Origin of the sequence: Capnocytophaga felis (genome assembly GCF_009684755.1) — a bacterium.
GTDB lineage: Bacteria > Bacteroidota > Bacteroidia > Flavobacteriales > Flavobacteriaceae > Capnocytophaga > Capnocytophaga felis.
Genome location: NZ_BLBC01000014.1, coordinates 148,544 through 164,446 on the forward strand (window position 1 = coordinate 148,544; position 15,903 = coordinate 164,446).

A 15,903-nucleotide genomic window follows, 5' to 3' on the forward strand; every position below is an offset into this window, starting at 1 on the left:
CCTTTTCAAAGGTTTGTTTTTCCTGATAAAATCTTTTACTTTTGCAAGGAAACGAGAATAAATTACTTCTATGACGAAAATAAATCCTAAAAAATATCGTGTTAAGGAAAAGATTAATCTCTCAGAATTAGCCACTTATGAAGACTTCTCAATGAATGAAGAAAATTTAAAAACTGAGCTTAAAGAGGTTAGCAAGAAACTCGCTGATTTTCAAGATGTACTTTACGCCCACAACAGATACAGCGTTTTGGTTTGCATACAAGGAATGGACACTTCCGGAAAAGATAGTTTAATCAGAGAGGTTTTCAAAGGTTTTAACACTCAAGGTATTGAGGTTCATAGTTTTAAATCTCCTTCTCAAAAAGAACTCGAGCACGACTATTTGTGGAGACATTACATCGCTTTGCCTGAACGTGGTAAATTCGGGATTTTTAATCGTACGCATTATGAAAATGTAACCGTAACTCGAGTGCATTCGGAGTATATTTTGAATGAAAACCTTCCAAAAATAACAAAAATTGAAGATATTGATGAAAAATTTTGGAAAAAACGATTCAAACAAATAAGAAAATTTGAAAAAAATATTTCTGAAAACGGAACAATCATCTTTAAGTTTTTTCTGAATATTTCAAAAGAAGAACAAAGGCGAAGATTGCTGGAACGTTTAAATAATCCTTCTAAAAATTGGAAATTTTCAATAAGCGATTTAAATGAACGAAAACTCTGGGCGGAATATCAAAAATATTATGAAGAAGCAATTAACGAAACATATTCAAAATCAGCTCCTTGGTATATAATTCCTGCAGATAATAAAAAAGCTGCACGATTGTTAGTTGCAAAAATTCTATGGAATACGCTAAAAAAATACGAAAACATAAAATATCCTGAATTAAGTAATGAAATAAATCTCGCAGAATATAAAGAACAATTATCAAACGATTGATTATAAAATATTTATCAGTTTATGAAAAACAAATTTATCATCATTCTTACTTGCATTTTTTGCAGTGTTTTTAGCAGAATGAATGCTCAAAATGAGAAAGATTCGTTATTTTTACGAAACATCTACAATCAAGCCTTGACAGAAGGAAAAGCTTATGATTGGTTACATCATATTTGTTATAACGTTGGTGCCAGGCTTTCAGGTTCTTACGGTGAAAAAAAGATGATTCGATTTCTGGAAACAGAACTCAACAATTTAAACACAAAAGTAACCCTTCAGCCTGTGATGGTTCCGCATTGGGCAAGAGGAATTTCAGAATATGCTTATATTGAGACAAGTAAGGATAAAATTACGACAGTTCCCATCTTAGCCTTGGGCGGTTCCGTTGTAACTCCGGCTTCCGGAATTAAAGCAGAAGTTGTGGAGTTTAAAAGCTTAGAAGAGCTCGAAAAAGCTGATATTAATAAGGTGGTTGGAAAAATAGCTTTCATCAATGGTGCTTTACCTAATAACTTTATCGATGTTTCGGATGCGTACGGAGTTCGTGGGGCTCAGCGATATTCCGGAGCAAGAATTGCCGTCAATAAAGGAGCCGTAGCTGTGATTGTTCGCTCTTTAACCCACAAATTAGATGATTCTCCACACACAGGAGCTATGTCCTACGAAGATTTACCCAAAAGCAGACGTATTCCGGCAGCTGCCATCAGTACGAACGGAGCAAATCTGCTTAGTAGTTTATTGAGTTTGAATCCTGATTTGAAATTCTTTTTCAGACAAAGTTGCAAGATTTTCAACGATGTGCAATCAAACAACGTAATTGCTGAAATCAAAGGCTCTGATTTTCCTGATGAAATTATTTCGGTCGGAGCTCATCTCGATTCGTGGGATGTGGGACAAGGAGCTCACGACGATGGTGCCGGAGTGGCTCAATGCTTGGAAATCATTCGTATATTTAAAGCATTGAATTACAATCCAAAACGAACAATTCGCATTGTATTTTTTACCAATGAAGAAAATGGTGCAAAAGGAGCAATCAAATATGCAGAAGAATCAAAAAAGAAAAAAGAAAATCAAATTTTTGCATTAGAATCAGATGCTGGTGGATTTACTCCTCTGGGTTTCAGCTTACAAGGAAACGAAAAAAAAATACAAAAAATAAAGTCGTGGAAAAATTTATTCAAACCTTATCAAGTTTACTATTTTGAGAAAGGTTTTCCGGGACTTGACATTAATTTTTTACAAACTGAAAATAATGTTTTGGCAGGCTTGTATGTAAATTCACAACGTTATTTTGATTATCATCACTCTGAAAATGATATTTTTGAAGCTGTAAATAAACGAGAATTAGAACTTGGTGCTGCTGCTATGGCAAGTCTGGTTTATTTGGTGGATAAATACGGGCTATAATCATTATTTTTGATGTAAGCTCCTTTTTCTGAAGTTGTATGAAACAAAATTCCAAGTTCATCGCATTTTGATTGCCATTTTTTAACCATATTTGGAAAATTGCTTCCATCTGCAATTACTTTTTTAGGATTGATTTCTAACAACATACGCTCAAAATTAATTTTCGGAGATTGAGTAATGATTATCTCGTCTATTTTTATATTTTTACTTTTTGGATAAACCCCCAAACTATCCAAACAGAGGATTGTATTTCCCTGAAATTGAATTATATGGGGAATTTCCCTCACACGAATGTCGGAAATTCCTAAAATTTTGGCATAATTATCAATTGTTCGATTCTCTTTTAAGCTATCTTTTTGAAAAACAATCAGTTGTTTTCCTTTTCTGACAGAAATTAGGCTTTTTTTATATAAATGAAAAACAGTCAGATTTTCTATCTTCTCAACTTGATACTTATTATAGAATAATACAACTTGAAAAACCAAAATAGAAGACAATAAAGCTACTGTTCGTTTAAAATCTTGCTTATTTATCCAAAAAATTAAACACAAAACTATTAATAATGAAAAAATCAGCAACTTATCATCAAAATATATATTCCGAACGATTAATTCTTCTTGTGAAGCGATAATTTTTGTGAAAAAATTCATCAAAGAAATGATTTTTTCCAACAAAAACACTAAAAAAGAAGGTAAAATATTGAAAAAACCAAGTATCAAAGCTAAAAAACCTAAAACAAGAATGGGAGACAAAAGAGGAACAAGTAGCAAATTGGAAACAAAAAACAAAAAAGGAAATTGATGAAAATAATATAAACTTATTGGTAAAATAACAAATTGAGCCGAAATACCAACAAGGAATAACGACCAAATATTTTTTAAAAGTTTCGTTTTAGGTCGCCAGCATTTCTCCATCCAAGGATAAAATATCAAAATAGAAAAAACAGCTAAGTAACTTAACTGAAAACCAACTTCATACAAATAATTTGGATTAATCAATAATAATAAAAGCATCGAAAACATCAGAGCATCAAAACGTCCCTGCTGCTTGCTTAACATTAAGGATATTCCGATAAAACTAAACATTGTAACAGCACGCAGCACCGAAGGCGACAGACCTGCCAAAAAGGCAAAACTCCATAAAAAGAACAATAATAAAACAAAACGCAACTTTTTCCAAATTCCAAAATTCGGTAACTTTTTTAATAAAAACAGTAAAATTGCTGTGATAATCCCAATATGAAGACCCGAAATGGCTAAAATATGCACAGCCCCAGCATCAATATAATTCTGATATGTGTTTTCGTCCAATTCTTTGCGGTTTCCTAAAAGTAACGTTTTCAGCAAAGAAGCTGTTTCTTTTGAAAAATTTAAGTCAAGAATCGAAAACATTTTTACCCGCATTTTTTCAGAAAATCCTCGTATTGAATTATTTTTCAATTCATTATGAATTATATACGAAACTACATTTGCTCGCCAAAACACCTCTTGACGTTGCATATAATTTTTATAATCAAATTGATGCGGATTTTTAGGAGCCGGAATTGAAGTCAGTTTTGCAGAGATAGTCAGAAACTCATCTCTCTGGAAATCAGCTTTATTCAATGACTCTTTGGGAAAGAAAACGAGCAACTTCCCTCCTACTTCTTGATTATCAGCTGAAATTAATTTTGCTTTATAGGTGGTTCCGAAATCAGATTCTGAAATTTTTTCTATAATTGCAGTTTGTAGCAAATAATACTTATTTTCATTCAGTAAATTCGTGTAATGATTTGATTTTAAGGTAGGATTATGCAATGTTGCAATTAAAATCCCAGTAAAAACAGAAGTTACCGAAGTATGAAAAGTAAAAAACTTTCTGAATTTTATATTTCTAAAGGAAAGAAACGAATGTACTGATAATGTTGTTATTGCAATAAAACAAAGAGCCAAAGTAACTTGTAAACTCACACAGAAAAAGCCCGAAATTGCAATTCCTATTACAATTCCTGAAAGTATGGTTAATATTGCTGTATTTACAAATCTCACATAAGAACTCTTTTTGCTTTTCGATATGCTTTTGACCAATAGCCTTCACTCAACGATGAAATAATCACACCTCTTGATGTTGATGAATGTATGAATTTTATTTCATTTCCTGTTTCCACTACAATTCCAACGTGGGAAATTCTTTTATTTTTTCCTGTTACAAAAAACAGTAAATCACCTATTTGTACATTTTTTAAATCTACATTTTTCCCTTGATTTGCCATTTCGTGGGAAGAACGATGCAAAGAAATATCCAACGGTTGGAAAGAGGCAGATACAAATCCCGAGCAATCAAATCCTTTGCGGGTAGTTCCACCATATTTGTAAGGCGAACCCAAGTAGGACAATGCTGTATCAAGCACCAATTGCTGTTGTTCGCTTGTTGTGTGAACCGATGTATTTTCCTTTTTTGTACTAACGGAAGTTGTTTTTTCTACTACCTCTTTTTCAGCTTTTTCCTGATGATTTTTCCCTGTTTTTTTCCTCAACTTGACGTGAGATACTTCCTTATTTTTGGAAATATCCTCCCTTTTTTCCATTTTGGCAGTACGTTTCCTTGTACTATAACGTTCTGCACAAGATGTAAAAAATATGGTCGAAATAATTAATATTATTGTAAAAAATCTCATTATCAAAAGCTAAAAATGGGGTAAAATATAAAAACTGAAAGAGCAAAACTTGAAAAACTAATCTTTGCCCTTTCAGCTTATTACTTTAAAACTAAATAAGTGATTTTATTGATATTACCAAGTTATCTCCTTCTGGATTGACATCAAAATAGATGTTATCTCCCTCTTTGATGTGTGATGAAACAATCTCTTCAGCCAAAAGGTCTTCAACATATTTCTGAATTGCTCGTTTTAAAGGTCTTGCTCCATATTGTTTATCGTAACCTTTTTCTGCGATGAAATCCCTTGCCTTTTCGCTTAGTTCAATTGAATATCCTAAATCTTTGATTCGAGAATATAACTTATTAAGCTCAATATCAATTATTTTAACTATATCTTCTTTACTTAGCGGATTAAATGTAATCACATCATCAATACGGTTCAGAAACTCAGGAGCAAATACTTTTTTAAGTGCATTTTCAATAACCGACTTTTCGTGAGCGTCTGATTGCGCCATTTTGGCAGAAGTACCAAAACCAATTCCTTGTCCAAAATCTTTTATTTGTCTGGCTCCGATGTTAGATGTCATAATAATGATACAATTTCTGAAATCGACTTTACGTCCTAAACTATCAGTTAAAAAACCGTCGTCAAACACTTGTAACAACATATTAAATATGTCCGGATGTGCTTTTTCTATTTCATCAAGCAAAATAACAGAATACGGTTTACGACGCACTTTTTCAGTAAGTTGCCCGCCTTCTTCATAGCCCACATATCCCGGAGGAGCTCCAATAAGCCGTGTGGTTGAGAATTTTTCCATATATTCGCTCATATCAATACGAATCATCGTTTCTTCCGAATCGAACAACTCCCGAGCTAAAACTTTTGCCAATTGAGTTTTTCCTACTCCGGTTTGTCCTAAGAAAATAAATGAACCTATCGGCTTATTAGGGTCCTTCAATCCTGTACGATTGCGTTTGATTGCTTTTATAACTTTCTCAACAGCAACATCTTGACCTATAATTTTTCCTTTTATGGTATCAGAAAGTGTTGAAAGTTTGTTCATTTCTGTTTGAGCGATTCTGTTCACGGGAATGCCACTCATCATTGAAACTACATCTGCGATATGTTCTTCCGTTACTGTATCTCTGTGCAATTTAACATCTTCCTCCCACTTTCTGTGAAGTTCTGCCAAAGTCTGCTCTATTTTCTTCTCGTCATCGCGTAAACGAGCTGCCTCCTCAAACTGCTGACGCGAAACAGCATCACCTTTTGATTTTACAACACGCTCTAATTCAGCTTCTAATTCCAAAATTTTCTTCGGAACTTTCATTTGAGTTATATGTATGCGCGAACCAGCCTCATCTAATGCGTCTAAAGCTTTATCCGGAAGAAAACGATCTGTCAAATAACGGCTTGTTAATTTTACACAAGCTTCAATCGCTCCGTCAGTATAGCTGACACTATGATGATCTTCATACTTTTTCTTTATATTATGAAGAATTTCAATAGTTTCATCAATTGATGTCGGCTCTACAATAACTTTTTGGAAGCGTCGTTCTAAAGCTCCGTCTTTTTCAATAGACTGGCGATATTCATCTAAGGTAGTGGCTCCAATACATTGAATTTCTCCTCTTGCCAAAGCAGGTTTAAACATATTTGAAGCATCTAAACTACCGGTAGCTCCACCTGCCCCTACAATTGTATGAATTTCATCAATGAACAGAATAATATCATCATTTTTTTCTAATTCATTCATTATCGCCTTCATACGTTCCTCGAACTGACCGCGATATTTAGTTCCTGCAACAAGTGAAGCCAAATCAAGAGTAATTACACGTTTATTATACAAAACACGTGATACTTTTTTCTGAATGATTCGCAATGCAAGTCCTTCAGCAATAGCACTTTTTCCAACTCCCGGCTCTCCTATAAGCAATGGGTTATTTTTCTTTCTACGACTTAGAATTTGAGAAACTCGCTCAATTTCTTTGTCTCTTCCTATTACCGGATCTAATTTTCCTTGTTCTGCCAGTGAAGTTAAATCCCGACCGAAATTATCCAGAACAGTTAATTTGCGTGTTCCTTTTTGAGTATTACTTGATTCGGAAGACTGACTTTTGCCACGCTCATAAGTGCTTCCCTCTTCTCTTTCTTCTTCATCAAATTCATTTGTAGGGTTGAAAAACTTATCATCACCAATTGGCTGAAATTTCGATTTAACCAATTCATAATCAACTCCAAGTTTATTAAAAACCTTAGTTGTTGGGTCGTTTTCATTCCGCAAAATACTCAGTAAGAGATGTCCTGTGTTAATCACATCATTTTGAGCTCGTTTCGCCTCCAAATATGTAGCCTGCATCGCTCTCTCTGCCTGAACGGTAAAATGAATGGCATTATGACTCGGCGGATTAAGTCCACGAGATGAAGTCAATGCGTGAATGTTCTGTCTTAATCTATCCATATCCGTTTTCAGACTAATCAAAACCTCAAAAGCCTTCCCTTCGCCTTCGTGAAGCATCGCTAATATGAAATGTTCTGTCCCTACCGTTGACTGTCCCAAACGGATAGCTTCATCTTTACTGTACGTAAAAATTCTTTTAACTCTTGGAGAAAAATTGTCACTCATAAGATAAATATGTTCTAAGAATGTGTTGTATGTAACAAAAATTATTCCTTTTACAATAACCTGAAATTTTGTCACTTAAAACAAAACTTCTTTCATCGGGTAAAGATAAATAAAATATCTGAAAGTCAAAAATTAAGATATTTCTATTCTTAAAAAACGTTTTTTAAAGATAAATCTTGAAGCTAAAAAGGCAGAAAATCTTTAGAAAATTCTCTGCCCTTACAAATTATACTTTTAAAATTCTTTATATGTGAATTACTTCGCCATAAGCAGCAGCAACAGCTTCCATAACTGCCTCACTCATAGTTGGATGCGGATGCACAGCTTTAAGTACTTCGTGACCGGTAGTTTCAAGTTTGCGAGCAACAACAGCCTCTGCAATCATATCCGTAACTCCTGCTCCAATCATATGACAACCAAGCCATTCACCATATTTAGCATCGAAAATTACTTTTACAAAACCGTCAGCATTACCACCGGCTTTGGCTTTTCCTGATGCCGAGAATGGGAATTTTCCAACCTTGATTTCGTAACCTTTTTCTTTGGCTTGCTTTTCTGTAAGCCCCACCGAAGCAATTTCGGGTGTACAATAAGTACAACCAGGAATATTTCCGTAATCAAGAGGTTCTACGTGCAATCCTTTGATTTTCTCTACGCAAAGAATTCCTTCCGCAGAAGCTACGTGAGCCAACGCCTGACCCGGAACCACATCTCCGATAGCATAATAGCCAGGAACGTTTGTTTGATAAAACTTATCTACTAAAATTTTATCACGGTCAGTGGCAATACCAACTTCCTCTAAACCAATATTTTCTATATTCGTTTTGATTCCTACAGCAGATAAAACAACATCAGCCTCCAAAACTTCCTCTCCTTTAGATGTTTTAACGAAAGCCTTTACCCCTTTGCCTGAAGTATCTACTTTTGTAACCTCGGCAGAAGTCATAATCTTGATGCCCAATTTTTTGAAACTACGTTCTAATTGTTTTGAAACTTCCTCATCTTCAACAGGAACGATGTTTGGCATAAACTCCACAATAACAACCTCTGTTCCCATTGATTTATAAAAGTACGCAAACTCAATCCCGATAGCTCCACTTCCCACTACAATCATTTTTTTAGGTTGCTCAGGCAAAGTAAGTGCTTGACGATAACCAATTACTTTTTTACCATCTTGCGGAAGAGCTGGCAATTCACGTGAACGAGCCCCAGTAGCAATAATAATGTGATCAGCTGAGTACTCCGTTACTTTGCCGTCTTTATCCGTAACCTCTACTTTCTTGCCAGGTTTTACTTTCCCGAAGCCATCGATTACATCAATTTTATTTTTTTTCATCAAAAACTGAACACCTTTGCTCATTCCGTCAGCAACATCACGACTTCTTTTCACAACTGCAGAAAAATCTTTGTCAAATTCCTTTACAGAAAGACCATAATCTGAAGCGTGTTTCAAGTATTCAAATACCTGAGCTGATTTCAAAAGTGCTTTTGTAGGGATACAGCCCCAATTTAAACACACTCCACCCAGATTTTCTTTTTCAACTACTGCTGTTTTAAAGCCTAATTGAGAAGCACGAATGGCAGTTACATAACCACCTGGCCCACTTCCCAACACAATAATATCGTATTTACTCATCTTATATAATTTTATTTGTCAGTTTTATTCAGGCTACGAAAGTACGTAATTTTATTTTAATTTTTAGTCCTTTTGGAGTTTTTTCAAATTCAATAATCTGCAAAAAATTAAAAATCAATCTTTTGAATTATAGTTTTCTTACAAATCTTAAACCCCAATTTTTTCACTTATTTTGTATCTCTCCTCCTTATTTTTGGTTCTCAAAATAATTTCACCCAAAAATCCTGCGATGAAAAATTGAGTACCAATAACCATTGTTGTCAAAGCAATGTAAAACTCAGGTCGGCTGGCTATCAATCGGTTATGTGGATTAATAAATAACTTATCTATTCCTAAATAGGCAGAAAAAACAAAACCAATGAAGAACATCAATACCCCTAACGCTCCAAAAAAGTGCATTGGTCTCTTTCCGAAATGAGATATGAAACTGATTGTTATCAAATCCAGAAAGCCATTAATAAATCGGTTCATTCCAAACTTGGTTTGCCCATATTTTCGGGCTTGATGTTGAACTATTTTTTCGGTAATTTTCTTATAACCAGCATTTTTCGCTAAAACAGGAATATAACGATGCATCTCTCCTGAAACGTCTATATTTTTAACTACTTCTTTTTTATAGGCTTTCAATCCGCAATTAAAGTCGTGAAGACGCAAGCCTGAAGTTTTGCGAGCCGCCCAATTAAATAACTTTGATGGCAAATTTTTTGCTATTTTTGAATCATAACGTTTTTTCTTCCAGCCTGAAACCAAATCATATCCATCTGTTGCTATCATTCGGTATAACGCAGGAATTTCATCAGGACTATCCTGTAAATCAGCATCCATCGTTATGATTACATCTCCTTCTGCTTGTGCAAAACCAATATGCAGAGCTTGTGATTTACCATAATTTCTGAAAAATCGTATTCCCAAAACGCAACTATCTTTTTGTGATAACTCCTTGATTATCTTCCAAGAATCATCGGTACTTCCATCATCTACAAAAATTATTTGGTAGGTAAATTTATATTCTCTCATTACCTGAACTATCCAATTATGAAGTTCAGTTAATGATTCTTCCTCATTTAAAAGGGGGATTACTATTGATATTTGCATTTGCCTTAAAGTGCGTAAAAATTTAATTTACAGTTAGTTTACAAAATAATTCTACATCAAATTCTGATTCCTGCAGGAAGCAATTCCTTATATTCTTTATTTCTTCTGAAAAAAGCAGTAGCTTCAGCACAAATTGGCACTATCCGAAGCTTTTTGGAAGAAATTTCTTCAAGAACAGCCTTAATGAATTCATCTGTAAATTCTTTTTCAGCCACTTCCGGAATGTGTACTTTTGTGAAGAAAATCTTTCTTTCCTGCAAGGAATACTCCACAAATGCAATTTCACCATTTACTTTTGTCTGAAATTGACGTAAAAACTCACTGTTTGTTATTTCAACCATATCAGTATCAAATATTAACAGCTTAAAAATAAGGCTATTCTTGTTACCACTTTTATATTTAATAAAAAGGTTGTATCTTTACCCTAAGTTTTATATCTGTTACTTCGGCACAAAATTACGAAATAATTCATTAATTTTCAATTTTTAAATGATAAATACTAAAACTCATATTTACCTAATGCCAGGGATGGCTGCAAGCCCTAAAATTTTTGATTTTTTAAAATTTCCTGACAATTACGAGGTTCATCTTTTGGATTGGATTCCTCCTCTGAAAGAAGAATCTTTGTCGGAATATGCCTTGCGTTTATCAGAAAACATCAAACACGAAAAACCTGTTCTTTTAGGAGTTTCTTTCGGTGGAATTATCGTACAAGAAATCGCAAAGCATATTGATTATAAGAAAATTATCGTAGTGTCAAGCGTAAAAAGCAAACACGAACTCCCTAAAAAAATGCTTTTGGCTCGATATACAAATTTATACAAATTGCTCCCCGTGAGCCTAATTAATTCTTTTGAATTTTGGAAGCAATTTTCATTTATAGATTCCATAACAAAACGTATTGAACTTTACGAAAAATATATTGGTATGCGTTCTCCTTTTTATTTAGAATGGTCTATTGATAAAATTGTAAATTGGGAACAAGAAACTCCCTTGCCAAATACCGTTCATATACAAGGAAGTAAGGATAAAATTTTTCCGGTGAAATATATTTCTGATGCAATAATTGTTGAAAAAGGCACACATATTATGATTATTAATCGGCATAAATGGTTCAATGAAAATTTACCCGAAATAATCGAAAAATAAAAAATTGTTTATTAGCAATTTAAACATTAAGAATTCCTTAAAATTTTGCTAAAATCAAAAATTGTGTTACCTTCGCACAGAATATATAAAAATCCGATTTCATTAACGGATTCAGTAATTTTGATTTTTTAGATTTTATTTATCAATGAAGAAAATATTATTTTTAGTTTCAGCTTTAACACTTTTAAGTTGCTCAGAAACAGATGATAAAAACACAATGATTATCGAAGGAAACATTGAAGGACTTAAAAAAGGAAAGATTTACCTACAACAATACAACGGCGAAAAGTTAATCAATCTGGATTCAGTTGAGGCAAAAGGCGATGGTAAATTTACCTTCACAAGAACGCTTGAAACTCCTGAAGTTTTTTACATTTATCTTGATTTGGACAAAAAAGAAGGAACTGACTTTGGTGACCGACTTCGCTTTTTTGGTGAACCTACAACAATCAAAATCAATAGCAAGCATAATATGTTTGATATTCACGCAAAGATTGAAGGTTCTGAATCACAAAAGCTTCTTGAGGAATACAATCGAAATATACGAAAATTCAGCAATCGAAATTTAGAGCTTTTAGAGCAACAACTCAACGCCATAAAAGAACTCAATCAGAAAAAAGCTGATTCCATTAATCAACTTTCAGAGAGAAATACGCTTCGTCGTTATCTTTACACACTGAATTTTGCCATTACACATCCAAATTCCTATGTATCTCCTTACGTTGCTTTAACCGATGCACCCGATGCAAACGTCAAATTTTTGGATTCCATACACAAAGTACTATCTCCGGAAGTGGCTTCTTCCAAATATGGTAAGGAACTAAAAAAACACATTGAGGAAGTTAAAAAAGAAAATTAAAAATTCAACCTCTAATGAAAAAGAAGATTGTAGCACTTACAGGAGCGGGCATTAGTGCCGAAAGTGGTATAAAAACATTTCGTGATTCAGACGGATTGTGGGAAGGACACGATGTAATGAAAGTTGCCTCTCCTGAAGGTTTTGCTAAAAATCCCAGTCTTGTTTTGGATTTTTACAACCAACGCAGGCGACAACTTAAAGAAGTACACCCCAACTTAGCTCATATTATTTTATCAGAATTACAATCTGATTATGAAGTGGTTATAGTTACTCAAAATGTAGACGATTTACACGAAAGGGCGGGAAGCAAAAACATAATTCATCTTCACGGAGAATTGTTAAAATCAAGAGGAATTGATAATGAGGAGCTTATTTTTGATTGTTTTGAGGATATTCATTTAGGAGATTTATCTCCTTCTGGAGTACAATTGCGTCCACATATTGTGTGGTTTGGTGAGTCCGTACCTATGATTCCTAAAAGCATAAAAGAAGTAGAATCTGCTGATATTCTTTTGATTATAGGAACGTCTTTACAAGTATATCCAGCAGCAGGACTTATGGATTATGCTCAATATAATACTCCTATATATTATGTGGATTTAAATCCTCAGATTCGGAGTAGAGGAAATTTAACAGTAATTAAAGAAAAAGCGTCTGTTGGTATGCAAAAAGTAGCTAATTTATTGAGAAAACATCAATAAATCTTCATCGATGGTGATAAGGTTCATTTTTTAATATTGTAAAAGCCCGATAGATTTGCTCCACAAAAAACAAACGTATCATTTGGTGGGAAAATGTTAACTTTGAGAGAGATAGCTTTCCATTAGCCCTTGCATACACTTCTTCTGAAAAACCGTAAGGTCCTCCTATGACAAACACAAGTTGCCTGATTCCTGAATTCATTTGTTTTTGCAGAAATTCCGAAAAACCAATCGAAGTATATTCTTTCCCTCGTTCATCTAACAAAATCAAATGATGGGAACTTTCTATGTTCTTCAAAATCAGTTCTCCTTCTTTTATTTTTTGTTGTTCCTCACTTAACGATTTACTGTTTTTCACATCTAAAATGATTTGCAATTGGAAATTCACATAATGCGAAAGTCTCTTTTCATAATCTGTTATAAGTTGCTGTAATGCAGAATTATCCGTTTTACCTATGGCTATTAATTTGATATTCATTCTCTCAAAAAATAAAATTTAGGGACTGATATTCTGAAAAACAAAACATCAATCCCTAAAAAAATTAATTAATTTCAATTAAAAGAAGAATCTTTCTTTTTCTCCTTTTTCGTTTAATAATTCCAATGAATTTCTTGAATTTGATGACAAGTTTGACATTATTTCCTTCAATTCATCAACATCTTTTATTGATTTTCCATTCACAGAAAGCAACACTTTTCCTACTACTCCAATATTGTTATATTCATAAAACTGAGAAGCTCCCGTGATTTTTACCCCAGATTTGGTTTTGAATTTTTTGTAATCATTGTCCGATAAATTTTTCACCTCCAATCCAAGGGCATTGACAACATATGTAGTGTTTTTCTTAAGTGTAATGTTTGTTGTTTTTTCTTTTCCTTCACGTACATACAAAACCTTTAAAGCATCTCCAGGACGTTTGGAAGCAATATATCCGCTAAGGTCAGAATATTTGTGAATTCGCACATTATCAATTTGTTTGATAACATCTCCTTTTTTGATTCCAGCAGAAGCAGCTCCTGAATCATCATCAACTGAATCAACATAAAAACCTTCAGTTTCTTTTATTTTGAGTTTTTCTGCGTAGCTTGAGTTTAGTTCTGTACCTCTTACACCCAAAATTCCTTTTTGAACGTTTCCAAACTCAATCAAATCTTCAACAACCTTCTTAGCTATATTACTGGGTACAGCGAAAGAATAACCAACGTAAGTACCTGTTGTTGAAGTTATTGCTGTGTTTATTCCTATTAAATCTCCTTTTAAATTTACTAAAGCTCCACCGCTGTTTCCTCGATTTACTGCGGCATCTGTTTGAATGAATGACTCCACCTTATCGCTTGAACGTTCGCTGATATTACGAGCTTTTGCACTGATAATCCCCGCAGTTACAGTCGAATTCAAATTAAACGGATTTCCAACAGCAAGCACCCACTCACCTATTTGTGTATTATCTGAATCAGCAAAAGTTAAGAAAGGTAGTTGTTCTTCCACATCAATCTTAAGTAAAGCGATATCCGATGAAACATCTGTTCCTACAAGTTTAGCTGCGTATGTTTTGTTATTATTTAAAGTCACTTCCAAACTTGTGGCACCAGCAATCACGTGATTATTCGTAACTATGTAACCGTCAGGTGTTATGATAACTCCTGAACCTGTACCAATCTCAGTCTGTCCCTGTCCTCCTCCATTTCCATAGAGCAAATCAAAAATGGACATTGCTCCTCCTTGTACTTTTGCCACGTTTTTAATGTGAACAACACTATTTACCGTTTTGTTTGCCGCTTCAACAAAACTGTTTTCATTTAATTCAAATTTTGTTCCTGCGGTATAATTTGTCTGAACAAAATTTGGTTTTTCCATTCCGGCAACAATTGCCTGATTTGCTTCTTTTTTGTCAAAAAATAATTTGTATCCTCCTAATGTCAGCATTCCTCCTAAAAAAGCTGCCGAAACTGCACTTACATAATTTTTCATATTGTTTTTCTTGAAATAGTTATACTTAATATATTTTTTTAACATACTCTTTTTACAATCATCAATAATTATGCCAAAAAAAGAGGAAATTTACCTTATGAAAAGAATATCTGAAAAATATTTTTTTGAGTATTTATAGAATGATTTTATAATTCAGAAAAATCTATTTCTCTAAGGATTCAATAATTGCTTTTTTCATCTGTGTATGAACATAATCTTTCACTTCTGCGTATGAAATATCATACTTTCTGTCAATATTTTTCATTTCTTCAGGAAAAGGCATCAATATTTTGTCATAATAGGCATTTAAACGCTCTTTTGTTGGAAGTTGAAAGTCCAATTTAAGTTGAAAACGACGAAGTAAAGCAAAATCTATGAAATCAATATGATTTGTAGCACAAATAAGCATTCCATCTTGGGGAAAATAGTCAAAAAGCTGAATGATTGTATTGACCAAACGACGCATTTCTCCTACATCACGTTCATCATCGGTTCGAGTTTTCCCTATTTGGTCAAATTCATCTAAAAATAAAACTGCTTTTTCTCTTTGAGCTTTATCAAAAACTGCTTTCAAATTTTTAGACGTCTCCCCTATTCTTGAATTTACCAAATTACTCAGATTCAACACAAAAGAAGGTTTATTCAGTACTTTTGCGATTGCCTTAGCCGTTGTAGTTTTTCCACACCCCGAAGCCCCGTGAAATAAAATTTTATTATCGGGATACAGCCCGTATTTTGAAAGCTCCGCAAAATACTTATGTTCATTAATAACCTGATTTAAAGCCTTCTTGTTTTCTTCAGATAAAAAAATCTCTTCAAAAGGAATAGATTCTCTATCTTGAATTACAAAATCTGTTGTAATCATAAAATTCTA

14 protein-coding genes are annotated in these 15,903 nt (G+C 33.6%); 5 read left to right on the forward strand and 9 right to left on the reverse strand.

Features of this window, described 5'->3' with window-relative positions; genetic code table 11:
- Window positions 1–70 precede the first annotated feature (70 nt).
- Window positions 71–943: a PPK2 family polyphosphate kinase gene (locus GN105_RS11110; protein ID WP_155285470.1), complete on the forward strand. Its 873-nt coding sequence runs from the start codon at window positions 71–73 to the stop codon at window positions 941–943.
- Window positions 944–964: 21 nt separating this feature from the next.
- Window positions 965–2,350: a M20/M25/M40 family metallo-hydrolase gene (locus GN105_RS11115; RefSeq protein ID WP_155285471.1), complete on the forward strand. Its 1,386-nt coding sequence runs from the start codon at window positions 965–967 to the stop codon at window positions 2,348–2,350.
- On the opposite strand, the gene GN105_RS11120 is transcribed toward GN105_RS11115, so the two are convergent.
- The 6 genes from GN105_RS11120 to GN105_RS11145 all read right to left on the reverse strand — a co-directional run bounded on the left by GN105_RS11120 (window position 2,323) and on the right by GN105_RS11145 (window position 10,689).
- Window positions 2,323–4,377 carry a ComEC/Rec2 family competence protein gene (locus GN105_RS11120; protein ID WP_155285472.1) on the reverse strand — a complete coding sequence of 685 codons (2,055 nt, stop codon included), beginning with the start codon at window positions 4,375–4,377 and terminating at the stop codon, window positions 2,323–2,325. The two genes, GN105_RS11115 and GN105_RS11120, sit on opposite strands and share 28 nt — an antisense overlap.
- A complete protein-coding gene (locus tag GN105_RS11125; protein ID WP_306452388.1) occupies window positions 4,374–4,916 on the reverse strand; it encodes a C40 family peptidase in 543 nt (180 codons plus the stop codon). Before GN105_RS11125 ends, GN105_RS11120 begins: the two co-directional genes overlap by 4 nt.
- Window positions 4,917–5,097: 181 nt before the next feature.
- Complete coding sequence (locus GN105_RS11130) at window positions 5,098–7,617, reverse strand: ATP-dependent Clp protease ATP-binding subunit (protein ID WP_155285474.1); 2,520 nt, start codon at window positions 7,615–7,617, stop codon at window positions 5,098–5,100.
- Window positions 7,618–7,861: 244 nt separating this feature from the next.
- Entirely contained in the window at window positions 7,862–9,253 is a 1,392-nt protein-coding gene (lpdA, locus tag GN105_RS11135) for a dihydrolipoyl dehydrogenase (protein WP_155285475.1), read from the reverse strand.
- A 147-nt stretch (window positions 9,254–9,400) separates the two neighbouring features.
- Entirely contained in the window at window positions 9,401–10,348 is a 948-nt protein-coding gene (locus GN105_RS11140; RefSeq protein WP_155285476.1) for a glycosyltransferase family 2 protein, read from the reverse strand.
- A 56-nt stretch (window positions 10,349–10,404) separates the two neighbouring features.
- Window positions 10,405–10,689 (reverse strand): GNAT family N-acetyltransferase, encoded by a 285-nt coding sequence (locus GN105_RS11145; RefSeq protein ID WP_155285477.1) that lies wholly within the window; start codon window positions 10,687–10,689, stop codon window positions 10,405–10,407.
- A 148-nt stretch (window positions 10,690–10,837) separates the two neighbouring features.
- Between GN105_RS11145 and GN105_RS11150 the strand changes: the two genes are divergently transcribed.
- The 3 genes from GN105_RS11150 (at window position 10,838) to GN105_RS11160 (ending at window position 13,057) form a co-directional block, all read left to right on the forward strand.
- Window positions 10,838–11,497, forward strand: a complete 660-nt coding sequence (locus GN105_RS11150; RefSeq protein ID WP_173015003.1) for an alpha/beta fold hydrolase — start codon at window positions 10,838–10,840, stop codon at window positions 11,495–11,497.
- Between the two features lie 145 nt (window positions 11,498–11,642).
- Window positions 11,643–12,356: a DUF4369 domain-containing protein gene (locus GN105_RS11155; protein WP_155285478.1), complete on the forward strand. Its 714-nt coding sequence runs from the start codon at window positions 11,643–11,645 to the stop codon at window positions 12,354–12,356.
- Window positions 12,357–12,370: 14 nt separating this feature from the next.
- Window positions 12,371–13,057, forward strand: coding sequence for an SIR2 family NAD-dependent protein deacylase (locus tag GN105_RS11160; protein WP_155285479.1), 687 nt, complete (start codon window positions 12,371–12,373; stop codon window positions 13,055–13,057).
- A gap of 4 nt (window positions 13,058–13,061) precedes the next feature.
- Here the strand turns inward: GN105_RS11160 and rlmH are convergent, their stop codons facing one another.
- From rlmH to GN105_RS11175, 3 genes are all read right to left on the reverse strand, one after another.
- Complete coding sequence (gene rlmH, locus GN105_RS11165; RefSeq protein ID WP_155285480.1) at window positions 13,062–13,535, reverse strand: 23S rRNA (pseudouridine(1915)-N(3))-methyltransferase RlmH; 474 nt, start codon at window positions 13,533–13,535, stop codon at window positions 13,062–13,064.
- A gap of 78 nt (window positions 13,536–13,613) precedes the next feature.
- The gene (locus GN105_RS11170; RefSeq protein WP_155285481.1) at window positions 13,614–15,029 is read right to left on the reverse strand and encodes a S1C family serine protease; all 1,416 of its coding nucleotides are present in this window, start codon (window positions 15,027–15,029) and stop codon (window positions 13,614–13,616) included.
- A gap of 163 nt (window positions 15,030–15,192) precedes the next feature.
- Complete coding sequence (locus tag GN105_RS11175) at window positions 15,193–15,894, reverse strand: AAA family ATPase (RefSeq protein WP_155285482.1); 702 nt, start codon at window positions 15,892–15,894, stop codon at window positions 15,193–15,195.
- Window positions 15,895–15,903 lie beyond the last annotated feature (9 nt).